Below are 22,985 nucleotides of genomic sequence, written 5' to 3'. Positions count from 1 at the left end.
GCATTTTATGCTTTTAATAAAAAGTGGCTAAAGAAGTCTGCCACATTCTTAATCCCCTGTCCCTCTTTCTCGCCCAAGAGACAAGATCCCGCTCCGGATATCTTTTTTTCCATCTTCTTTGAGATATCTTTCCCTGCAAACTCCTCAATTTTTGCAAGATAGGCTTTCTTCATCCCTTCCGATTGCACAATCGTTAAATCCGAATGGAAGAGTCCGGGAACCGTTACATAGTGTTCCATGTTGATAAAGGCCTTTCCGTCTTCTTCATCCTGTGGATTGATTTCATCCGTTACAAACCAAGGGATATAGACCAGCTTATTCGTATATTTTTTCATCTCCTTGCTGTAGAAAAACGGGTCTACGGTCCATGTTAGATTAAATTCGTCGTAAGGGGTGTTGATTACGATACAATCCGGCAGTTCTTCTGCAAAGTTATAGGTCTTATAGTCTGTTATTTCATATTCTTTGGGAAATTCCCTTCCCTCATAATGCAGCTCTTTCAAGCTTTTATCTCCTCCCCTATCATAGTAAGGAATCGGAATGATCTTACATTCCTTATCCTCTTCCTTTAGAAGAGCATCCACTAACGGGCGAAGGCTCTCAAAATGCCTTGCAGTATGTGGCAGAAAAACAATCTTTTTCTTAAACAACTTTCTTAAACTATTATCTAATCTCTGCAGGCAGGATTCTGCTTCCTTAAGCTTCCATTCCACTTCTTTCTCTGACTTTGTTTTGGGAGAGTCATCTAGTTCATTCATTATTTGATGGGTTTGATACACTATTTCACAATACTGCTCAAGTATGGAAACCGACCCGGTTCCGGCTCCCTTCTTCTGCTCTATAGCATTTCCAAGAGCAATCGCTTCTTCCTGTGCAATGACAAGCGCGGAAAGACATGACTGAATACATCCGCTCTTATACTTTTCAAGAATCTGTTTTTGTAATTCCATAAGATGTTCTTCCAGCAGTAAGGCTATATCTCGAAAGTTTTGTATGTGTGGTCGATGTAAATCTTCCTCGGAAAAATGATAGTAAGGATCCCATTTGCCTTCCACATATTCAATAAATTTTTTCTCCGGTATCTTTAAAAAAGGATATTCATGACCGGGACCGCCCTTCACTTTCTTATGGTAATCCGCATATTCAGAACGGAGCACTGCATCATAACCCTCCGGAACCGGAAGTTGCATACCATGGAAAGAAATCCATTCTGTTTTATCAAAAGCAGAACGAGGGTAAATGCATATGCCCAAAGGAATGTAACACTGTAAAATCGATACTTGTCTCATTCCTTGTCCATTGAACCTTTGAAATAGTTTATCCATTATCCGGCATATTTGCGGTTTCAGAGCTCTTTTTCTGTCAAAATGAATACCTAATATGCTTTCTACTTGCTTTAGCTTATGAAGAAGAGCTGGACTCTTTTCTTCATTTTTAGAAATAGCAAGAAAACTCCCAAGCATCCTTAAGTTCTTTTCCCATTCTTCTCCCTCTTCGGCATCCTCTGTTATTTCATCTAAAATAAAAATATCTATCACACTCGAATAAGGATATTCATGATATTTTTTAAGTAATTCAGAATCGAATCCAACTTTAACCTTTTCTACCATCGCCGCCAAACCAACATAGTCTTTATCCACATCCGTAGCAATAAAAAGTAATTCTTTTGGAAGCTCCTTCTGCGCAAAGTGGATAAATCGATTATAGTCCTCTCGAAGCATCATAATATCAATGTCATCATCCCAAGGGATAAATTGTCCATCTCGCACTGCCCCAAGAAGTGTTCCGCCACCCGCATAGTAGGAAATATCATACTTCTTGCAAATCCTATCCACCTCAGAGAGAATCGTGAGTTCCGCCCCCCACATTCTTTTCATTATACCGGGGATATAAAACCCGTCCCTGACTTCATCATAGAAAAACTCTCTTTCAAATTGCATAATACTCCTTCTTTGCATTTCTCTATATTGGATTGCTTTCTTCATTCTACGAAAATCTTAAAAAGAGAAATCTCAAGCTTTGGATACAAGATTCTTATTCGATGCAAATAGAAATCTTCTAAAACACGACACTACTTCCTTGACTCCCTGCCCTTCTTTCTCACCTAGAAGACAAGAGCCTGCTCCGGATATCTTTTTACTCATCTTTTTTCGGATATCTTTTCCCGCAAACTCCGTTATTTTAGAAAGATAAGCTTTTTTCATCCCTTCTGATTGCACTATACTTAAATCGGAATGAAAGAGCCCGGGTAAATTGACATAATAGTCCATAATACGAAATGCCTTCCCATCTTCCTTCTCCTTCGGGTTTATTTCATCTGTCACAAACCAGGGAATGTAAACCAGCTTTTTCGTATATTGTTTTAACTCTCCACTAAAATAATGAGGATCCACCATCCAAACCGGATTGAATTGATCATAGGGAGAATTGATTACGATACAATCCGGAAGCTCTGTTGCAAAGTTGTAGTTTCTATAATCTGTGATTTCATACTCCTTAGGGAAATCCTCCCCCTCATAATGCATTTCTTTCAGGCTTCCGTCTCCGTATCGGTCATAGTAGGGAATCGGAATAATCTTACACTCCGTGTCTCCCGCCTCTAGAAGCGCATCCACTAAAGGTCGAAGACTCTCAAAATGTTTAGCACTATGCGGAAGAAAAACGACCTGCTTTTTAAATTCCTTTTTCAAAGCTGTATTTAATTTTTTTAAATAATAGGAGGGTTTTTTCAATGTTCTTTGCATTTCTTTCTGCAATGCAGAAGAAAAATCCATTGGGAAATGCATTTCATTTCTTCTTCCCTGCTCATCTATTTCGTTTACATTCAATTCCACGATAGCCATTAAAGCTTCATGAGCGTGGTACAAAGCATCGCAATACTGTTCTAATATGGAAACCGACTCTGTACCTTTTCCCTTTTTCTGCTCAATGGCATTCCCAAATAAAATGGCTTTCTCCTGCATTGAAGCTAGCCCCAAAAGACAAGAATGAATATCTCCTTCATGATAATATTCAAAAAGCTGTTTTTGTAATACGGTAAATGCTTCCGCCATAGACATCGCTAAATCTCGAAAATTCTGTATTTCATAGTGAACCAAATCTTTATCGGAAAAATGATAATGCAAATCCCATTTACCTTGTGAGATATCGTGCAGTTCTTTCTCTTTAGCCCTAAGGCAGGGATAATCATGTTCCCCTATGCTTCTTACCTTCTTATGATAATCCGTATATTCCGAACGGAGTATCGCATCATAGTCTGCCGGAATCGGAAGCTGCATACCATGAAAAGGAATCCAGCGGGTTTTTTTAAAAGCAGAACGGGGAAATTTACATGTTCCCTTAAACGCGTAATAAGGCATATTTGCCAGATAATCCCCTCCTGCTTCATTAAACTCTTGAAACAACTGATAAAGAAGTCTGTATATTTGCGGTTTGAGTTTTTTTCCCTTATCAAAATGAAGATCAAACAAGTTTTCTATTTCTTTTAATGCCTGATTAAACGACTCTCTCTTTTTATCTTTATCTAAGAATTTAAGAATTTCAAGGAACAACTCCCATATTGTATTTCTATACTCCTCATCTTCCGGATCATTAGACAGCGCATCCAAGACAAAAATATCTATACCTAGTGAGTATGGAATCTCTTGATATTTTCTAAGTAATGCAGCGTCAAATCCGATAATGGCTTTCCCCACTGACGATGCAAATGTCTCATACTCTTTACATACCTCAAAACTATAAAAAGACATTTCTTCAGGCAGTTCTTGTTGAACCACCTGAACGAAGCGATTATAGTCCTCTCGAAGCATCATTATATCAAGATCATCATCCCAAGGAATAAATTGTCCATCTCGCACGGCCCCAAGAAGTGTTCCGCCATCCGCATAGTAGGAAATATCATACTTCTTGCAAATTCTATCCACCTCAGAGAGAATCGTGAGTTCTGCCCCCCACGCTCTTTTCATTATTCCGGGAATATAAAATCCATCCCGAACTTCATCATAGAAAAACTCTCTTTCAAATTGCATAATACTCCTTCTTTGCATTTCTCTATATTGGATTGCTTTCTTCATTCTACGAAAATCTTAAAAAGAGAAATCTCAAGCTTTGGACACAATATTTTTATTCGATGCGAATAGAAATCTTCTAAAACACTCCACTACTTCCTTGACTCCCTGCCCTTCTTTCTCACCCAGAAGACAAGAGCCTGCTCCGGATATCTTTTTACTCATCTTTTTTCGGATATCTTTTCCCGCAAACTCCGCTATTTTAGCAAGATAAGCTTTTTTCATCCCTTCTGATTGCACTATACTTAGATCGGAATGAAAAATACCGGGCACTTCCACATAGTATTTCATATTGTGAAAGGCTTTTCCGTCTTCTTCGTCCTTCGGATTGATTTCGTCGGTTACAAACCAGGGAATATACACCAGCTTATTCGTATATTTTTTCATTTCCCGACTATAAAAAGCGGAATGCACCGCCCACACCTGGTTAAACTGATCGTATGGCGAATTGATTACGATACAATCCGGAAGCTCTGTTGCAAAGTTGTAGTGCCTATAATCTGTGATTTCATATTCCTTGGGGAAGTTATCCCCTTCATAGTGCATCTCTTTCAAGCTTCCGTCTCCATACCGATCATAGTAGGGAATCGGAATAATCTTACATTCCGTATCCCCCGCCTGTAGAAGCGCATCCACTAAAGGGCGAAGGCTTTCAAAATGCTTGGCACTATGCGGAAGAAACACCACCTGTCTCTTGAAGTCCTTTTCTAAAGCGGAGCGCAATTTCTTTAAGTAATATCCCGGTTTTTTCAATTTTTGCTTTAATTCCTTATGTACTGTAGCGGATAAAATAGATAAATCTTCCATAGGCAATAGTTCACTCAATGCCATATAAGCCTCATACAGTGCTTCACAGTATTGCTCTATTACGGAAATGGAAACTACTTGTTCTCCTTTTTTCCGTTCTATCGCCTTTCCCAACACAATGGCCTGTTCCTGCAGATTAGAAATATCCGAAAGACAGCCGGGAATATCTCTCTTTGTATAAGTATAAAAGAGTTCCTTATGAAGACCGGTAAACTCTTCTACTGTCCTTATGATGAGATTTCGGAAATTCTCTACAACGGGGTGCTCCAAATCTTTTTCTGAAAAGTGATAAGTAAAAATCCACCCTTCCTTGAGTTTCTCTCTGAGTTCATCTTCACAAATCTTAAAATAAGAATAGGCATGTAAGCCTCCGGCTTTTACCTTTTTATGGTAATCTCCATATTCAGCACGAAGTACCGTATCATACCCTATCGGAGCCGGAACTTCAGTATTACAAAAGGGAATCCTATTGCTTTTTTCAAAGGCAGATCGAGGATAACTATATATGCCAAAATAGGCGATCCAAGGGACTATCGCAAGCATGTCACTTCCAGTACCATTAAACTCCTGACATACCCTATCCATAACACGGAACAATTGTTCTTTCAGTGATTTCTCCCTATCAAAACGGATTTTCAATACGTTTTCTATCTCTTCTAACTCTTCCAGCAATTGTTCCGTTTTTCCATATTTTTCATCGTATTTAAGAATTCCCCCTAACATTTTTAAGACTTTTTCTCTAAACTCTTCATCTTCAGGGTTCTGAGCAAGTTCATCCAAGATAAAAATATCTATCGTTTCCGGATAGGGATATTCTTGATATTTTCTAAGTAATTCCGGTCGAAAATCCGTATTTTTTTTCCCTAGATGTGCAGTAAAGTTGGAATACTCTGTGTTTAACTCCAAGGATTCCAAGTCCAATTCTGCAGGCAGTTCTTTCTTGGCAAACAGGCTGAATCTCTTAAAATCTTCCCTTCTCATAATGATATCTATATCATCATCCCAAGGGATAAATTGACCGTCCCGCACTGCTCCAAGAAGTGTTCCGCCATCTGCATAATAAGGAATATTATATTTTTTACAAATCCTATCAATCTCAGATAAAATTGTAAGTCCGGCCCCCCACAATCTTTTAACTATCCCCGGAATATAAAACCCATCTCGTACTTCATCATAGAAAAACTCTCTTGTAAATTCCATCTTACTCCTTTATTTTCCTTATCTCGTTGGACAATTTATTGTTTTCTCACCTTTGAAAAATCCTTCTCCCAGGGAATAGAAAAAACATGGAAGAACTTCCTATCCTCCCACGCCTTGCAAATTTCCAGGGTTCCATCCGTAGAACCTGTGTCACAGAGCACTACCATGTCTACATAAGGTATAATTGCCTTTAGGCAACGCTCTATGCAACGGCTTTCATTTTTGATAATCATTGTTAAAGAAAGTTTCACTTTGTTCTCCCTCACAAAAGTTAAAACTTGAACTACAGATATAGCGGTATCCTTCCCCTACTTCTTCTTCGCATTTTCGGAAATCAGTTTGAACACATGATTCCGCACTTCCGATTCCATCCCAAGGCTCATCCGGAGAAAACGAAGCCCGTAGCCGAAGTTTCCGTTTTCGGCAGCTTTCATCCAAACTACCACAAGCTTTAATTCCCGGTCTTCTTTATCGAAGCGATAGCGGAAGCGTACAATATCATCTTCTTTCAAAGGTTCCGAACTTTCCATAAAAATACCGCCGGCACTTAGGTTTCGGATAACGCCGAAGAAGTGGAGTTCCTCGCTTTCTCCATCTTCTGCATCCGGCTCTGTCTCTTTTACAAAGGGAAGCTCCATCGCAACAGATACACGGACGTCGTTCTGTCTTTGCACGATACGGAGAACCTCCTGTACCTCGCAAACTCCGATCCATGGATAGGGGCTTTCCGGAAAGGCCGGATTTTTACGCATAAGAACTTCGGAGAGTGTCACTATCATGCCCTTTTGCAGGTCATAAAAGTCAATCTCCGAAATAAAGCGTCTGTCTTCGAACTTATATCCCTTAAAATAAAGAATGATTTCCTCATCATTTTTTTCGACCAGTACGGGAATATTTCTATCTCCCTCCGGCCAGTGCACCATTCCCTTTTTACAGTCCCGTAAAACCATAATCTGCTCCTTCCTTTCTTAATTTCAAAAAGAGGAGTTCTCCTTTTTCCTCTGCTTTATATCCGTTCTCCCGTTTCACCTATTCGAGCCGGCATCATCATCTGAATCTGCAATAACGATACCAAGCTCTGAAAACTCTGCCTGTCCAAGGTCACGGTAGAATTGTCTCCATCCCCTGCTGCCGCTTCTCTTTGTCTTCCCTGTAGCAGACTCTGCGTAAGAAGAGACTGCATCACACCGGAAAGAAGAAGAGAGTTTCCTCCGGAGGAACCCAAGAACGACAAGAGCGAATTGTTTCCGAAAATTCCATTCCCTCCTCCGAGTCCCAAGTTGCTTTCGGAATAAGCTGAACTGCTTCCTCCCTGATCTCCCTTATAATTAAAGTGGCTTTTTGCCTGATACGCATTGTCTCCGAGGTCAGCCATGATTTTTCTGACATAGTCCTGTGTCTCTTTATAAGGCGGTACTCCGCCATACTTCTTCACTGCCCCGGGACCGGCATTGTATGCGGCAAGGGCAAGCGGAACAGAACCGAAGCTCTTGATATTGTCCCGAAGAAGCTTTGCTCCTCCCATGATATTTTCATAAGGATCAAAGGCATTCTTCACCCCCAGTGTTTTTGCCGTGCCGGGCATAAGCTGCATGATTCCCTGTGCTCCCGCATGGGAAACGGAATTGGGGTTGAAATTGGATTCCTGTTTTGCTACGGCAAGAAGAAGCGACTTCGATACCCCATAGGTTCGACTCGCTTCGTCGAAAATAGACTCATATTGTGCAGCCCTTCCCGGAAGAGCACTCGCTTTGGTAAACGCATTCGTTCCCTGCAGGCTTCCCTCTCTCACCGTAGTGGAAAGGACATTCCGAAAAGACAGCGCGTCCCCGGCTTGGGACAGACCCTGTATCGGATTGTTCTGCACTCCCCTTACCACTCCCTGTAGTCCACTTTGTAAAGGAAATAAATCCATCTTAATAACTCCTTCTCCTAGTATTCCAAACGAATTACAATTGTATCGACAGAATTTGCCGCAAAGATAAGCGGATATTTCTATTTCATGATTTTTTTCAATGTTTGCAGATCATCCTCTTGTCCCACCTATTCAAAAGACGCTCTCGCTCGATTCCGACGAAACGGACACTAAGCATCGAACTTCGCTCACACTCGTTCTCTGCAAGTGCCGGCGTCTCCAAACGCTTTTTCATTAGGTGAGACAAGAGGCTTTCATCAATAAAATCAAACAAAAAAATCATGAAATCGACGCCGCTGTCCTATGTTGCGGCTCCGTCGGCGCCTAAATGTCTTCCTTCCACATCGGTATTGCTAAGCATTTTCCCGTCTTCGACAAAGAAATAGGTTTTTCCGTTGATATTCTGGAAGCCTCTTAGCATGGCTCCGTTTTTATCAAGGTAGTACCAGTCTTCTTTATATTTTAACCAACCGATATGCATCCTTCCTTTGAATTCGGGATTCAAGTAAAACCAATCTCCCCGGCTGTTCTTCCACCAACCGTTTATCATGTATCCGTCCTGCCCGAAGAGATACCACACATCCGGTCCGTAATGCACCCAAGTATTGCTTAGCATCACTCCGTCATCCCGGAAGTAAGCAAATTTATCTTTTCCTGTCTCTACGAGACCGGTCTCCATTGCACCGCTCTTCGGATTTAAGAAAAACCATTCTCCGCTTCTTTCCAGCCAGCCTTTCTTGACTCGACAGGATGCATCCAAAAAGTACCAGCGTCTCCCCACATAGCGCCAAGAATTGGGCTCTACTCCATTTCCTTCGCTTAAATAGTCTTCAATGCTTTGCTCCGGTTCAAGCTCAGGTCCGCTTCCTGCAGGCTCCGGCACCTCATCTGTTGTGGCTATGACATATTGTCCTTCTTTTAAATATTTCTTCTGCTCTTCCGTAAGAGGTGCTGCCTTGACTTCGTAGTAATAGGTTTTCCTCTTGTCCTTCATATATTTTCCGAAGTCAAAAAAACTGGTTTTGACCCCTTTAAATTCCTGTACCAGCTTATTATCTCCATAGAGTGCTACCGTATAGGATGGAGCAAAACGAACTTTATCCCAGATTCCCATCGAGTGTGCACCATTCCAAGCTGCATAGCTTACATTACCAAGAACCATCATCGGGATATAATCCGCCTTGACCAACAGATTATTCCCTTTTATGAGCTTTGCTTCTACGAAATTTGCACCGCTGACTCCTACTTTGGAGCGGTTAATCACAGCGGAAAATACCTTTCCCTCTTTTGCATGCAAAAGGATTTCCACTCTTACCTTCTGCCCCGGAACCCAGTAATCATAGTCCTTTCGGTAATGCACATCCGTAATCTCGACATCGTTGTCAGAGACAGTAACATCAGGGGGAACGATTTCCTCCTGATCTCCAAACCGACTTGCAAAATTGACTTTAATCGTCTCAATGACCGTCGATTCTGCCGCCCTTGCATTGTTACTGAAAGGAATTAAAATCAGCCAAATTAAAAGGAGAAGCAGAATCAGCTTTTCCGTAAACTCCAAAACCCGAAGTTCCCACGTTCCTAAAGCCTTCTTCTTCCCCTTTTTCATATCCTTCTCCTTCATTATCCGGCAGGTCCCTTGCCTTTTAGCACGGCTCATTCAGCTTGTCTAAAAGAGCCGTATCTCTTTCGTTTCCTTCTTCTTTACATCGACGAAAGGGAAAAAACTATAAGCAAGTTCAGCGGATAAGAAGGGTTCCTTCTTCATCTATCGCCTAAAGCTGTTTTCATCTAATATACCGTCCGCATTTAAGGGGAAACCGTCTACCCAGGTATTCCTAAGCATTTCCCCGCTTTCTTTCTGAAAATAATACCAGTTTCCGTCTATGGAGACCCAGCCCGTTTCCATAGCTCCGTTACTGTTCAAATAATAGGTCTTCTCATTCCGTACCATAAAACCGCTGAACATGACGCCTTCCAGCGAATTCTCCAGCTCATTTAAGTAATACCATCTCCCCTGATCAAGTAGCCAGCCTTTATGCATTCTGCCGCTTTCTTCCATGTAATAGTATCTGCCGCTTATGATGTGCCAACCCTGCCCAAGCATCTCTCCGGAAACCAGTCCGTTTACGGCTTCGTTATCCGGAACAAGGTAATACCAGTTGTTATTGTCTTTAATCCATCCGACAGCCATGTCTCCGTTTTCATGGAAGAAATACCACTTTCCGTTTACATTCTCCCATCTTTTTGCCATTTTCCCGTCCGGTCGAAAATAATACCAGTAGCCGCCGATATGTCCCCAGCCGGTAAGAAGTGCTCCGCTTGGTAAGCGATAGACATACTCATTTCCATCCTTATCCCAACCGACCTTCTTTTCTGTTCCGCTGACAACCTTGTCTCCGACTCTTCCTTTTCCATCCGATACATCTCTATCGTCAATTACCAGCTCCGAAGACTCGCTGTATGTACTGCTTCCTGCATAATTTTTTTCTTTGTCATTTTTCAGAATCGTTTTTACCCGTACCGTATAATTTCCCGCCTTCGTCATATAGGGGTAAAAATTGTATTGTGTTGCATTCAGTCTTGCCAGCTCAAAAATACGATTTCCGTTTCGGAAAAGCTGAACCTGGTAGCTGTGTGAATCCGATTGTCCGGGAGTCCAGGAAACCTGCCCGAGTGTTCTTGCATTCCAGTCTACGGAAACAGGCGCATCGTATCTTCCCTGTACCGCTTTCAGTTTTACAGTAAGATGAAGATCATCTCCTTCTCGTTTCGCGGAAACGTAAGAACCGCCTTCTATATGGAACGTTCCGGAGTGATAGGCGGCCTGAAAGAAGTTCGTTGTAACATCCACGGGAGTAAGCACCAGCACTACCTTAAGCTCATCACCTACGGTTACATAGGACTTTTTCCCGCTACCCCATTCCGCCTTTGTAATGGTAAAGTTACTCCCTTTTGCCATGGCAACAACTTCATGCGCTTCTGCCTCCGCTCCCTCGATTCGGATATCTCCCGGACTATCTCCGGGCTCCAGGCGGGATTGCACTTTCACCCGAATATTTCGTATCGGAGAGGATGCCGCAAAACCATTTTCCCGGAAAAACAGTACAAAAAAAAGACATACTATGAGAACAAAACTCTTCCGTATACTCTGCTCCTTCATTTTAAACCTCGCTCTTCTATGCCTGTCCTTAGGCAAACCTTAAGAAGAGAGTCTTTCCCGTACCTTCGTTTCTTTCTCTTGTCCGGACTGTTCCTCCTGCCCTGCTTCGTTCTTTTGGAGCTCTCTAATCCGTCTTTCCTCTCTTCTTTTTTCTTGTTCTTCCTTATCTTTTTCTGCATCTCCCGTAAAGCCTAAAAAATAAATATAGATCTCTACAATTGCCTGAAAAAGCTCTTCCGGAATTTCTGCCCCCAGCTTCATCTGGGTAAGCAAGGACGCCAAACTGTCATCCTCATACACCGGCACACCTGCTTTCATGGCAGTTTCCGTGATTTTTTCCGCCATATGCCCCATTCCTGCCGCAACAATCATGGGTGCACCATTTTTCTCACTGTCATATTTCAGCGCCGCTGCTTTTCTCTCCATGAGTTTACTGAAATCCGCCATTGTCTCCTTCTCCTACGCACTGCTTATTCTATCGGCAGTCTTTTCTCTATTTAAAAGGGAAAAAAGCTGTCTAAATTCTTACGTTTAGTCCCTTCTCCGCATCTTTAAGTCCCGGGAAGACTTCCTGCAATTTAAAATCTCTTGTTTTTTGATATATTCCCAGATTCGCAACAGAAAGACCGTTTTGCCGTAAAATCGTGTTTACAACTCCTTCCACATCCTTCTGCTTCTCCATCAGATCTTCCGGCATAAACAGGCTCATATCCACTCTCATGTCGGTAATACCGGAAATAATTTCAAAACTTCCCAAGTTCTGGATATTGAATTTTAAAAGCATCTTGGTCAGCTTTCCTCCATTCATATCCTTCGCATCCTGATCCACCCACATCTCACTCATCACATCTTTCTCTCCGTATCGGAAGGGTAAAACAAGATGTTGCAAAGGCATATATACACTTTCATTCAGTAAAAGCCCTCTTAAGACATCTTGAAACTGAGAAATATTTTCCGTTCCCGTCTTTCCCTCCGCTCCCGCAAGGAGAAATTGGTTGAAGAGCTTTGTAAAATTATTTCCTGTTTTCATCTCCAGATTCTTTAAGCTCTCTTGGAAAGCTTCCTCCGGATCTCCCTTAAAAAGCAATCGAAAATCGGAATTATTCAATAGTGCCTCTTTTTGTTTTGCAAGAAGTTCTTCCGATCCGTTTTCGTATTTTACAGCATAAAGCACAAAGAGAATTGCTGCATTACGCACAGCCCCGTAATCATGGGTACGGGAAATATAGTTGGATAAGAAAGGAATAATCTGACCATTTATTAAGGAAGAATTCGCTTTATCCTCTCCCATGCCCCCTTTAAAATTCATCTGCGATATCAAATCCTCGAATTCCCCTTGAAAGGAAGGTAAGAGGAGTTTATCAATGTCGCCCGCAATGGTTTCCAGTTGCGCTAAAAAATGCCCGGACGAACTGTAGTCGTTATAGCTTTTTGCAAAGTTCAAAATTGCGGTACGCAAAGAGGAAGAAATGTTACCTTGTAACATTCCCCTTAAATTGTTAAACAGATTCCCGGAAAACTTAATCTGTGCCTGCTGTTGATTCTGTAAAAAATCCTTTAACTCTTCCGGACTGTCCATTTCCATCGAAGAAAAAAGTTCTTTTAAAACTTCACTGATTTCTTCCTTATTTCGGCTTAGCGCCACAGCGCCTTCCCCAAAAAGTACGGTTTCCATCTCTTTCGGAAGGTTCACATTGTCCGTGAGCTCTCTCAAAAAGGCCGCGTAATTTCCTTCGAAATCGACCGCAGAAAACCGTCCTTCTCCCGTGGAACTTCCTGTCTGTCCTGTCTCCTGCCCATCTGCCCGGTTAACCGCAGATGGATTTACCGGATTTTTAACAGACATATCCGGAGCCACACGACCATGTTGCACTGACGGATCCGGAGTCACGGGGGCAGATGTTACTTGTAAAATGTTTGCCATTTTCCCTCCCAAAGTGTAAAATTGTTCTAATAAAAAAACGAAATTTAATCTCGTATTTCAACTGTACATTACTTATATCGACAAATTTCTCGCCGATATAGTAGGGGTAGAAGGGTATTTCCTATGAAAATTTTTCTTTTAAAGGAAGTATACCCCATCTATTTCCCCTGTGCAAGAATCTTTCCCGAGGGAGTGGGCGGATGCTTTGCCTAGAATAATTGCAAAAGAAAACGGTGAGAATAGAGGAGAAAAACGCCGTTTATAGGAGGAAAAATGAATTTTTCAATCAGACCTGATTTTAACACCCGCGTAGATTATCAGACTCGTCAGGCGTCCTTAGCCAAGAAACCCGCTGTGCAGGTTGAAAAGGCCAAAAAACCGGATACGGATACCTTATCTCTTTCCGGCGGAAACAAAATCGATGACAGAAGCTTTGTAGCAGCCCTTAGTAAGGCAACTGCCGATTCCATCAGAGTCGGTGCCTCGGACAAGAAAGTGGCTGAGCTTCATCAACAGGTACAATCCGGTGCCTATCGCCCCAATGCAAGACGCATTGCAGAAAAACTCTTAGGCTATAAGGACTAAAGTTTTTATTGGAGAAAATATCATGACTGTTGAATGTAAAAAAAAGTGGGATGAGCTGCGCCCCGTTTATACGGAGTTGTCCGCTCTGCTCTCTTCTCTTTGTGACCTCGAAGATTCCCTAAGTATATCCGCTTCAAACAATGCAAAGGATAAAATTGACGCATTGGTGACAGAGGCACAGCCCACTTTACTCCGTTTCAAGGGCTTAGAGAAGAAACGGGAAAAATTACAAAAAGAACTGGGATTGGTTCCCGCCTCTCTTCCTTCCATTTTGGAAAAAGCTCCGGATGAGGAGAAGGAAGAATGGGCGGAAAGCATCGAAAATCTGGAAAAGAATCTGCATCGCTTTATACAGTCGAAAGAAACTGCCGATAGAATCATGCAGGTACGTTTAATCGATCTTTCCCAAAAGCTCGAGGGAAAGACCGAAGCGAAAAAATTTAGGGATAGAAGGGTATAAGCATTCTTTTTAGGATGCTTCTCTTTTTCAAGGAGGAGTTATGATAAGAGCGACTTTTGCCGGCTTCGATACGGCATTGTCCGCAATGCGGATGAATCAGAAAAAACTGGATGTAGTCGGACATAACCTTGCGAATATGAACACCGAAGGCTATACACGGCAGGATATGAAAACATCGTCCATCAACTATAAAAATCCGACTTCGTTTTATACCAACTCGAACGAAACGAATGTGGGATACGGTGTTGCAATGGACGGAATGCGACAACTTCGTGATCAATTCCTGGATAAGCAATATCGTGCCCAAAATGGAAGGGCATCCTATTCTCAGGAACTCGGAGAGTCTTTAAAAGCGTTGTCCAGATTTTTAGATGAAACAAAGATAAACGGTCTCCGCGCCTCCTTTGATGATATCCAAAAATCTCTTCTCAACATGCAAGATCCCTCTAAGATACAGGACCCGGTCTATGAAGGAGAATTCATGGGCAGAGTCCAGGCTATGACACAGCTTTTAAATTCTGCCGCAGAGGGCATTATTCAGGCGGAAAAGAATGAATTTCGTAAAATAGATGGAACCGGAACCTCCGAAAACGGTGCCATTCAAAAAATAAATACTTTAGTACAAGAAATCGGAGACTTAAACCGAAGAATCAAAAAGAACCAGCTTATGAAACATCCTTCACTGGAATTAATGGATGAGAGAAATAAGCGTTTGGATGAGCTTTCCAAGTATATTCCCATTGAGGTGGAAACTTTTTCCGAGGAGTATACCTCGGCCACCCCGCCGACGACCCGCTATCGTATTTACAACTATGATTCCGCGGGAAATGTCACAGGACGCTCCGATTGGCCGGAGGATATCCGTGTCAATCTTGTTTACCGGGACAGCACGGGCGGCAACACGGAAATAAAGAAAATCACCTTGGTAAACGGTTCTATTGATGCGGATTTAAAGGATGCTACGGGAAGACATTACAATGTAGGAAAAGTGGAGCTTGCGACCCCCGCCTTACCCGCACAACCGTACTCGGAGGACAATCCTTTAAATACACAGCTGAAGTTTACCGGTTTCAAAAAGAGGGTCGGTACACCGGACAGCTTTACTACGGATACCTCGAAGGTTCGCTTTGCTTCAGGCAGTGTACAGGCTAACTTGGATATGCTTTCTTCCTGTGATATTCGTCAGCTCTCTCATGCAGGAGGCGTAATCAACTTAGCTGATTTAAAGGCAAGCAACGAGATGACTTCCTACAGCTATGACTTCTATATGGGTAAGTTGGATCTCCTTGCAGAAACCTTTACCAAAAATATGAATGCAGTTAATAAGAAGGGAAATACAGACTATAACGGTACTGTAACACCGAATCCGACAAACCCGAACCATGTTTTACTGATTAATAGAGATAAAACAGCCGGTCCGACCGGAGGAAATATTCCGGATGATGTGACTGCAGCAAATATCGGAATCTCCAAAGGCTGGGTAAACGGAACCACGCATGTAGGAACCCACGGTTTCCGAAACGGTCCCACCTTAACCAATCAGGGGGATACAACCGATACGGTTTTGGAGATGCTTGAGCAGTTGATTAGCCCCATGATGAAAATGAACAATACCAAAACCAGTTATGGGGACTATATGAACAATGTATCCACTACTTTGGCTACCGATTCCTATGCCAACAACAATGCGCATACCATCAATAAGACCGTCTTAGACGGTCTGAATACCTCCAGAGACCAGCTTTCCGGAGTCAGTCTTGATGAAGAAGCGGCAAATATGATGACCTTCCAGTCCTCTTACAATGCAGCCGCAAGACTTATGACTACCTTAAATGATACCTTGGAAACCTTGCTGGCAATCGGAAGATAACAAGCGTTCTTTCAAATTTTGATATATATCCAATCCCCCTAAAAGAGGAGTCTTCTTCACCGGAGACTCCTCTTTTACTCTCTTACTCTCTTACTTTTTATGTCTTGCTTTTTCTTATCCTCTACTGTAGTATTTTTTTGTTCTTATAATTAATCCGAAAGAGATACGTAAGCTTTTTAAGCTTAGCTTTTTAAAATTCACATACTATATGAGTGATACTCATTAAGGATAAGAAGAGGTAACGCATGAAACTCCAGCTTTTTCATAAATCCGTGCAGGAAAAGGTTCACGAAAAGGTGAAAAAAAATATTGAAAAACTGCATCATACACTCCCGAACTGGGAACGCTATCTTTTGATGTGCTGTGTCCCTCTCTATTTTATGCTGATCAGTCTTACTCAGCAGGCACCGGGAGAGGTTCTTAAGGGTGTTGAAAATATTATCAGAGAGCCCGACATTCTGATTTCCGACTACTTTGTTGTCGGAGGCGTCGGTGCCGCTTTTTTCAACGCCGGCTGCCTTGCCATCATTTCACTCGGGATTCTCTGCTTTACCAAGTCCGACTTTGACGGGAGCTGTATCGTAGCAGCTTGTCTTATGTTCGGTTTTTCTCTCTTCGGAAAAAACCTTCTGAATATCTGGTCTATCTTAATGGGTTATGTATTATACGCAAAAGTACACCAAGTACCGATAAAAAAGTATCTCTATATCGGTTTTTACGGCACCACTCTCTCTCCCATTATCACGCAAATCATGCTGACCAAGACTCTGCCTTTTCATTGGCAGCTGCTCCTTGCGGTTTCAGTGGGGCTTATCATCGGCTATGTTTTGGTTCCGATTTCTCTTCATACCAAACACGCTCATATGGGATATTCTCTCTATAATGTCGGTTTTTCCTGCGGAATCATCGCCACCATCGTGACCTCCCTTATGAAATCCTTCGGCGCCAAAATTGAGTCCCGACTGCTCTGGGATACCGGACACAGACTCTTCGGATTTCACAGTCTTCTTGCACTTTTCTTAACGCTTATTCTTCTTTCTCTTGTCATCGGGAGGGGGGAAACCCTTTCTTCCTACTTCGAAATGCTGAAAGAAAGCGGAGTGGGCGGTCCGGACTTCTTAAAAAAATACGGAGACTATCCTACCATATTCAATATGGGTGTAAACGGTCTTCTGATGACGCTCCTCCTCTACTATACTGGAGGAGACTTTAACGGTCCGACCATCGGCTCCATCTTCTGTGTGGTCGGCTTCAGTGCCCTCGGAAAACACATCCGAAATATTCTTCCGGTGCTGATCGGAGTCATTATTGCAAGTTACTTAAAAATCTGGGACTTGAACGATCCGAGTTCTACGCTGACCCTGATTCTATCCACCACTCTCGCACCGATTACGGGAGAGTTCGGGATACTCTGGGGAATGGTGGCAGGCTTTCTTCACTCTTCCGTTGCTCTAAATGTCGGCGCGGTCTACAATGGAACAAACCTCTACAACAACGGCTTTGCCGGTGGAATCGTGGCCATCTTCCTTGTTCCGATTATCCAGTCCGTGCGTAGCCGTATGAAACCTTCCGCACTGTATAAAAAGGAAGGCGGAACAGGAACAAATGAAAGCAAGTAAAACTACAGCTTTTACACCCCTCTTTTCGAGATTCCTATACAGCGCAAAGGATGTCGTGATTCACCTCTTTATAAAATGCCCTTTGCAAGTCTTCGTAAGAGTTTTTGTACTGCTTAAGCAGCACCATAAGCTTCGTCACAACCGCTTCCAGTGTCATATCGTAGGCTTCAATCAGCTGGAAGTCCTTTTTTACCTTTTGTCCGACGCGGTAAATCTCCATATTGGAGCCTTCGTTCATAACCTGGGTCGCCATGACAAGAACCTTTCCGGCCTCTTTCCACTTCTTCATTTCTCGGTATACGGTGTCCATTAGAGCATCGGGAATTCCTCCTACTCCGAAGCTTTCTATCACGATGCAATCATAGTTTTCAAACAAATAAGACAAAAGCTCCGGTCTTGTTCCGGGAATCAGCTTAAACACACAGACCGAATCACTGATTTCCGGGAAAAAGCGAACCGGCTCCCTCTCCGGAATATAGGGAAGATAGCGAATGATTCTCCCGTCCTGCACTCTCGCAAGAACGGGAAAATTTACGCTTTGAAAGGCATTGAAGGAACGAGCCTGCATCTTCTTCGCTCTCGTGCCTGCAATGACATTTCCGTCAAAAACAAGCACTACATTTTCCGAATACTCATCCATCGCATAGAGAATACTGTCCCGTAAATTCACTCTTGCATCCGTACCCTCTTTTTCTATGGGCTGCTGTGATCCGGTTACGACAATCGGCTTTCTGGAATGTTGAATCATATAGCTAAGCGCCGCGGAGCTGTAGGCCATAGTATCCGTGCCGTGAAGCACTACAAAGCCGTCATAGCGGTCATAGTTTTCTTTTATCGCCTGTGCCAAAGCCGTCCAAATCCTTGGATTCATATTTGTCGAGTCAATATTACAAAGCTGGAAAACTTCTATCTCACAGAGGTCTTTTACCTCCGGTACATAATTCACAATTTCCTCGGCGGCAAGTCCGGGGCTTAATCCGTCTCCCGTTTCTTTGGAGGCAATGGTTCCTCCTGTTCCGATTAACAATATTTTCTTCATCTCTTTATCTTCATTCCCTTTCCAAGAATTAAAGCTGTCTCTTTACCACACGCAGTATAGTAGCATGTTTTTTCAAAAGAAAAAATATCTAAATTTCTCTCCTTTTTTCTATTTCACTCTATTTTCATCAGAGTTCTTTCCGAAATTACTTATAGTTTTGAAAAACTCGAACGATATATATTTTGACAGAAAAAGAGGCATTGTCTCTTTTATTGCTAAGCGATGCCAGATAGAAAGGAACAGCGGCTATACGGAGTCAAGTGTAGAGAAAGGATGGACTTCGTAGATATAGAGGAGTAAATAAAATGAGAGTAACAGCAAGAACCTATTATCAGGATTATGCACAACATGTGAATGACCTCCATAGTAAGCTGAACAGAGCCATGGAGCAAGTAGGAAGCGGGCGTCGCTTTGAGAAAGCCGAGGAAGACCCGATTGCCTATTACGCCGGAAAGAGAATTGAAAATCAGCATAATGATGCGGAGGCCAAGAAATCTGTAATCGATGATGTGAAAAACCGTTTGATTCAACAGGAAAAAGGAGCTTTAAGCATTCAAGACGGTATGCGAGAAGTGAATACCAATGTTATTCGCTTAAAAAATGAGCCAAATAACAATATACCCGGAACCGTAGGTGTCTTTGAGTCGGAGTTTATTCAAAGATTACATTCCATGGTGAATACCTTAAACTCCCAGTATGATAACTTCTATGTATATGGCGGAAACGATATGACTACCGTACCCTTCTCCTTAAAAGAGGATTTAGACGGTACTCCCCCAAGCATTACTTTAACCTATAAGCATAAGTTTCCGGGAGACCCGCAGACTACCGAGATGAATATCCGGTACAGCTTTGATGGAGCACACTACAAAAATGATTTCTCCGGAAAAGACGGAAACGGAACTCCCATGGGCGAAGCGGATACTTTAAAGTTTATTCTATCCGCTATGCGAGAGCAGGGCAAGATGAGCACCGGTTACGGTTCTCTCCGGGACCGCAGTACGCTGATCGATACTTATACCGGTGGGCTGAATATGATTACCGGCCTTAGTTCCGATGCCTTGAAATCTCTCAGTGATACGGATGCCATCAATCGTATCAAGGGAGCAAGCAATGGAGGAGCGGTTATCCAGGAAGAGGATTCTCTGATGAATTCTCCTATCGCCTTACTTTCCAAAGCCATCCTTACTTCACACCAATATGTTGATGCACTAAAAACCAATACCGGTGTATCTACCGCGAAAGAGCGTTTCCATAAAGATCTATCCGACTTCATCCTTCAAGATGATGATGCGGAATCCAGAGTAAGCGATACCTACCGCGTACTGGGCATCAAGTATGCCACTTTGGAATCCACGCAAAAGGGACTCGATCTTACCATGGACAGCTTACAGAATGAATACAGTGCTAAACTGGCCATCGACCAGTATGATGCTGCAGTAAAGATGTATTCCTATCAATACAGTTACAATGCAGCCATGAAGGTAGGAGCGCATATCATGCAAGCATCCTTGTTTGACTTTGTAGGTAGATAAAATGATTTGGTCATCTCTCAAAATTACCTGACCATCACGACACGGAGTAAGACGCTCTTGTAAGTTAAGAGTTCTTCTCTTTATGGATGGAAATAGCCAAAAGCTGTTTTTATTCTCCGAAGTCCGTAATAAACAAATGACTTTATTTTTCTACTGTTCATCTGTTACTAAGCCGGACTTTTAAGAGGGAGGCGTGTATGGGACAAGTCATTAAAATAAGTACCACCGACTTTAGGGCCATCCACCTCTCGATAGGCGGAAGGCTGGTCCCCTCTGATTTACTCGACGAAGCACGAGGGAGAGCGCTTCGAATGGGTGCAATGGAAGCTCAAATTGCCGGAACACACGATATCGGGTACCGGCGTGCAGTAAACCTTTGCTATCGAAGTTCCGGTCAAGTCAATTACGGAGCTTTGGTACACAGGATGCGCAGAATGGAGATAAATCCGAATGCTTTATCCCTTACAAGGCAGACGGCTTCTACCCCGAATCTCCACACCACAGATACTACGCAAAGCGCTGCTGCAACGAGCATGGAAGCCTTAGCTACGGTTCAGGCTTTACGAAATGAAAAAAGTGCCGGCTATCTACAGGACCGGGGAGCCTTTGAGATGAGGGTTCATCAGGGAGAGATTGTTTATCTCCCTGCGATGGAAATGGTCATCGTGACCCAGATGCCGGAAATAAAGTTCGAGTACACTGGAGATTTTGTTTACTTTCCCAAAAGACCTTTAGAAGGGGAAAATATGGATATTGTAAGCTAGTGTAGACTTATCATTATTATTCAATGGAGGAAAATATGCAATTACAAACCAAGGACTATGGCGTTATCGATTATGAGGAGAAGGATTTGTTCCACTTTTCTGACGGGCTTTTCGGCTTCAGTCAGGTGCAGCACTATCTTCCGCTCTGTTTAAACGAAGAAGAAGACTCTACCGTTCTTCTCCTGCATGGTGTGGAGGATCCGAATGTTGCCTTCGTAGTCATCAATCCTTTTGCTTTAGATCCTGATTACACTCCTTCCCTCACCGAGGAAGAATTAAGCTACCTTGGTGTAAAGACCGCAGAGGAGTTAAGCTACTATGTAACTTGCATTTTACAAGACGATTACTTAAGCAATACCGTAAATCTGAAGTGTCCTTTGGTAATCAATCCGGAGAATCATAAGGGGATGCAGGTCATACTGGAATCCAGTGGCTATGACTACAAGCACAAACTTGGCAGCTTTACTCACTTACAAGCAGAAAAAGCTGCAGTATAGAGGATAAGATTCCACAGGGATGTGGAAGAAAGAGGTGAAGGAAAACCATGTTGATCCTTAGAAGAAAAAAGAACGAAAGCATCTTAATAGGAGATAACATCCGCCTTACAGTGATTGAAACTGCTGCAGACGGGGTTCGCATCGCTATTGATGCCCCAAAGCATATTTCTATCCTGCGGGAGGAGCTCTCTCATGCAGAGGAAACGAATCGCTCTGCTGTAGCAAAGGATCAGAGTGCGATTTTTGAATTGCAAAACGGACTTCTACAGAGCCTTGCCGTTGGAAAAGCAGAATAATAAAGGGGCTGTAAAAAAAGTCCCAAAAGAAAATTTAGAATAGACCGATAAACCGGTGCTTGCCGGATTTATCGGTCTTTTCGTGGTGACTTATTTTTCAGCTCTTTTTAGTTCTTTTTCATATCCTCTTTTGTCTAGATTGGATCTTTCGACTCTTCCGACGCTTCCGTCTTTACAGAATCCTCCGTCTTCAAAGCTTTGGCATCCTTCTCTTTCTGCTTCTTTGCCTTCGCATTTAACTTCTTATTTAAAAGAAGCAGTGCCATAATGACCAGAAGAACAAGAATAATCTGCGGAATATACACCACGGCAAATACGGCAATGTTCAAGAAGAAAAGTTGGATAGCTAAAATATTTCTATAAAAACCATCTCTTACTTTATCCGAAAAGCTGTAGCTTGGCTTGCTGTTTAGCTGATCATCCACCGTGCCTTGTAATTCCAGATAAATCGTACTGAAATCCACCTTATTGTCATACTCGAGAATTTCCGAATTGTAGGAGTCCAACTGGTAACGAATATCCGTTAGTCTGCTTTCCAGAGCAATTAACTGTTCTACCGTCTCCGCCTTCTCCATAAGAGCCAGGATTCGTTCCTGCTCCGTCTCCAAGGCCTTGATGTGGTTCTTTGCATCTCTGTATTGCAGACGAATATCCTGCAAGTTTTCCGACTTGGAAAGGATTCTCCCCTCGCCATCTAAAAATTCCAAAAAGCCGTCCACATTGTTCTTCGGAATCCGAATGGTAAAGCTCATTCTTTTTGTATCATCCCACTCATTGAGGGTCGAAAAGTCTTCCGACTCAATATAGCCACCCTGCGTCTTAACTTTGTCCTTCAATTCTTTGGCGGCATTTTCCACACTTTTAACGGCAAGACTTATATTTACGGTCCGAATCTTCTTTTCGGAAAGAGCCGCCATATCGGTATTGGTCTCTGTCTCCTCGACAGCATTCGTAGGAATCTCATTTTGTAAGTTTCCCTCTGCATAATCGGAAGAAGTTCCCCTTTCACCGTTTTCCGCCTCTGCTCCGGATGATTTAGCCAGTCCCGACTGCTCTCCTCCCACTCCGCTAAGTTCCGCTTCTTCTTTATATACGGAATTTGCTGCAGAATCATTGTAAGCAGTCTGCTTTGCGCCGGAACAGGAACTTAAGAGTAAGGAAGAAAGCAACACTGCCGCTCCCACTTGCACTTTCCCGTATCGAATCTTTCTTTTCATAATTTTCCTCCCAAAAAAAATTACACGAAC

Annotated in this window: 20 protein-coding genes; 8 read left to right on the top strand and 12 right to left on the bottom strand. The window is 42.6% G+C overall.

Going from position 1 to position 22,985, the window contains the following annotated elements; genetic code table 11:
* Positions 1 to 5: 5 nt before the first annotated feature.
* From HMPREF9625_RS05870 to HMPREF9625_RS05825, 10 genes are all read right to left on the bottom strand, one after another.
* A complete protein-coding gene (locus tag HMPREF9625_RS05870; protein ID WP_009534833.1) occupies positions 6 to 1,940 on the bottom strand; it encodes a LicD family protein in 1,935 nt (644 codons plus the stop codon).
* A 72-nt stretch (positions 1,941 to 2,012) separates the two neighbouring features.
* Positions 2,013 to 4,028: a LicD family protein gene (locus HMPREF9625_RS05865; RefSeq protein ID WP_009534834.1), complete on the bottom strand. Its 2,016-nt coding sequence runs from the start codon at positions 4,026 to 4,028 to the stop codon at positions 2,013 to 2,015.
* Between the two features lie 72 nt (positions 4,029 to 4,100).
* Positions 4,101 to 6,074 carry a LicD family protein gene (locus tag HMPREF9625_RS05860; RefSeq protein ID WP_009534835.1) on the bottom strand — a complete coding sequence of 658 codons (1,974 nt, stop codon included), beginning with the start codon at positions 6,072 to 6,074 and terminating at the stop codon, positions 4,101 to 4,103.
* A 35-nt stretch (positions 6,075 to 6,109) separates the two neighbouring features.
* Positions 6,110 to 6,325, bottom strand: coding sequence for a glycosyltransferase (locus HMPREF9625_RS05855; protein WP_009534836.1), 216 nt, complete (start codon positions 6,323 to 6,325; stop codon positions 6,110 to 6,112).
* Positions 6,326 to 6,382: 57 nt separating this feature from the next.
* A complete protein-coding gene (locus tag HMPREF9625_RS05850) occupies positions 6,383 to 7,024 on the bottom strand; it encodes a PilZ domain-containing protein (protein WP_009534837.1) in 642 nt (213 codons plus the stop codon).
* Between the two features lie 56 nt (positions 7,025 to 7,080).
* On the bottom strand, positions 7,081 to 7,989 hold the full coding sequence (locus HMPREF9625_RS11530) for a lytic transglycosylase domain-containing protein (RefSeq protein WP_009534838.1): 909 nt from the start codon (positions 7,987 to 7,989) through the stop codon (positions 7,081 to 7,083).
* Positions 7,990 to 8,290: 301 nt separating this feature from the next.
* Complete coding sequence (locus HMPREF9625_RS05840) at positions 8,291 to 9,595, bottom strand: N-acetylmuramoyl-L-alanine amidase family protein (protein ID WP_009534839.1); 1,305 nt, start codon at positions 9,593 to 9,595, stop codon at positions 8,291 to 8,293.
* Positions 9,596 to 9,754: 159 nt separating this feature from the next.
* Positions 9,755 to 11,149 (bottom strand): N-acetylmuramoyl-L-alanine amidase family protein, encoded by a 1,395-nt coding sequence (locus tag HMPREF9625_RS05835; RefSeq protein WP_009534840.1) that lies wholly within the window; start codon positions 11,147 to 11,149, stop codon positions 9,755 to 9,757.
* A gap of 39 nt (positions 11,150 to 11,188) precedes the next feature.
* Entirely contained in the window at positions 11,189 to 11,596 is a 408-nt protein-coding gene (locus HMPREF9625_RS05830; RefSeq protein ID WP_009534841.1) for an EscU/YscU/HrcU family type III secretion system export apparatus switch protein, read from the bottom strand.
* 70 nt (positions 11,597 to 11,666) lie between these two features.
* Entirely contained in the window at positions 11,667 to 13,073 is a 1,407-nt protein-coding gene (locus HMPREF9625_RS05825; protein WP_009534842.1) for a hypothetical protein, read from the bottom strand.
* A 273-nt stretch (positions 13,074 to 13,346) separates the two neighbouring features.
* On the opposite strand from HMPREF9625_RS05825, the gene HMPREF9625_RS05820 reads away from it, so the two are divergent.
* From HMPREF9625_RS05820 to HMPREF9625_RS05805, 4 genes are all read left to right on the top strand, one after another.
* Positions 13,347 to 13,658 (top strand): flagellar biosynthesis anti-sigma factor FlgM, encoded by a 312-nt coding sequence (locus HMPREF9625_RS05820; protein WP_009534843.1) that lies wholly within the window; start codon positions 13,347 to 13,349, stop codon positions 13,656 to 13,658.
* Positions 13,659 to 13,680: 22 nt separating this feature from the next.
* Positions 13,681 to 14,118, top strand: a complete 438-nt coding sequence (locus tag HMPREF9625_RS05815; protein WP_009534844.1) for a hypothetical protein — start codon at positions 13,681 to 13,683, stop codon at positions 14,116 to 14,118.
* Positions 14,119 to 14,158: 40 nt separating this feature from the next.
* Positions 14,159 to 15,988: a flagellar hook-associated protein FlgK gene (locus HMPREF9625_RS05810; RefSeq protein ID WP_009534845.1), complete on the top strand. Its 1,830-nt coding sequence runs from the start codon at positions 14,159 to 14,161 to the stop codon at positions 15,986 to 15,988.
* Between the two features lie 245 nt (positions 15,989 to 16,233).
* Positions 16,234 to 17,607 carry a DUF1576 domain-containing protein gene (locus tag HMPREF9625_RS05805; protein ID WP_009534846.1) on the top strand — a complete coding sequence of 458 codons (1,374 nt, stop codon included), beginning with the start codon at positions 16,234 to 16,236 and terminating at the stop codon, positions 17,605 to 17,607.
* 34 nt (positions 17,608 to 17,641) lie between these two features.
* On the opposite strand, the gene HMPREF9625_RS05800 is transcribed toward HMPREF9625_RS05805, so the two are convergent.
* Complete coding sequence (locus HMPREF9625_RS05800; protein ID WP_009534847.1) at positions 17,642 to 18,646, bottom strand: asparaginase; 1,005 nt, start codon at positions 18,644 to 18,646, stop codon at positions 17,642 to 17,644.
* A gap of 305 nt (positions 18,647 to 18,951) precedes the next feature.
* Between HMPREF9625_RS05800 and HMPREF9625_RS05795 the strand changes: the two genes are divergently transcribed.
* The 4 genes from HMPREF9625_RS05795 (at position 18,952) to csrA (ending at position 21,738) form a co-directional block, all read left to right on the top strand.
* Entirely contained in the window at positions 18,952 to 20,181 is a 1,230-nt protein-coding gene (locus HMPREF9625_RS05795) for a flagellin family protein (protein ID WP_009534848.1), read from the top strand.
* A gap of 197 nt (positions 20,182 to 20,378) precedes the next feature.
* Positions 20,379 to 20,945, top strand: a complete 567-nt coding sequence (locus tag HMPREF9625_RS05790; RefSeq protein WP_009534849.1) for a hypothetical protein — start codon at positions 20,379 to 20,381, stop codon at positions 20,943 to 20,945.
* A gap of 35 nt (positions 20,946 to 20,980) precedes the next feature.
* Positions 20,981 to 21,442 carry a flagellar assembly protein FliW gene (gene fliW, locus HMPREF9625_RS05785; protein WP_009534850.1) on the top strand — a complete coding sequence of 154 codons (462 nt, stop codon included), beginning with the start codon at positions 20,981 to 20,983 and terminating at the stop codon, positions 21,440 to 21,442.
* 47 nt (positions 21,443 to 21,489) lie between these two features.
* Positions 21,490 to 21,738, top strand: a complete 249-nt coding sequence (gene csrA, locus HMPREF9625_RS05780; RefSeq protein WP_009534851.1) for a carbon storage regulator CsrA — start codon at positions 21,490 to 21,492, stop codon at positions 21,736 to 21,738.
* Positions 21,739 to 21,872: 134 nt separating this feature from the next.
* Here csrA and HMPREF9625_RS05775 read toward each other — a convergent pair whose 3' ends face one another.
* Positions 21,873 to 22,955 (bottom strand): DUF4349 domain-containing protein, encoded by a 1,083-nt coding sequence (locus tag HMPREF9625_RS05775; RefSeq protein WP_009534852.1) that lies wholly within the window; start codon positions 22,953 to 22,955, stop codon positions 21,873 to 21,875.
* Positions 22,956 to 22,985 lie beyond the last annotated feature (30 nt).

Source organism: Oribacterium parvum ACB1 (genome assembly GCF_000238055.2).
Lineage (GTDB): Bacteria > Bacillota > Clostridia > Lachnospirales > Lachnospiraceae > Oribacterium > Oribacterium parvum.
The sequence above is the reverse complement of the archived record's forward strand: the minus strand, read 5'-3'. Positions and strand labels throughout refer to the sequence as shown.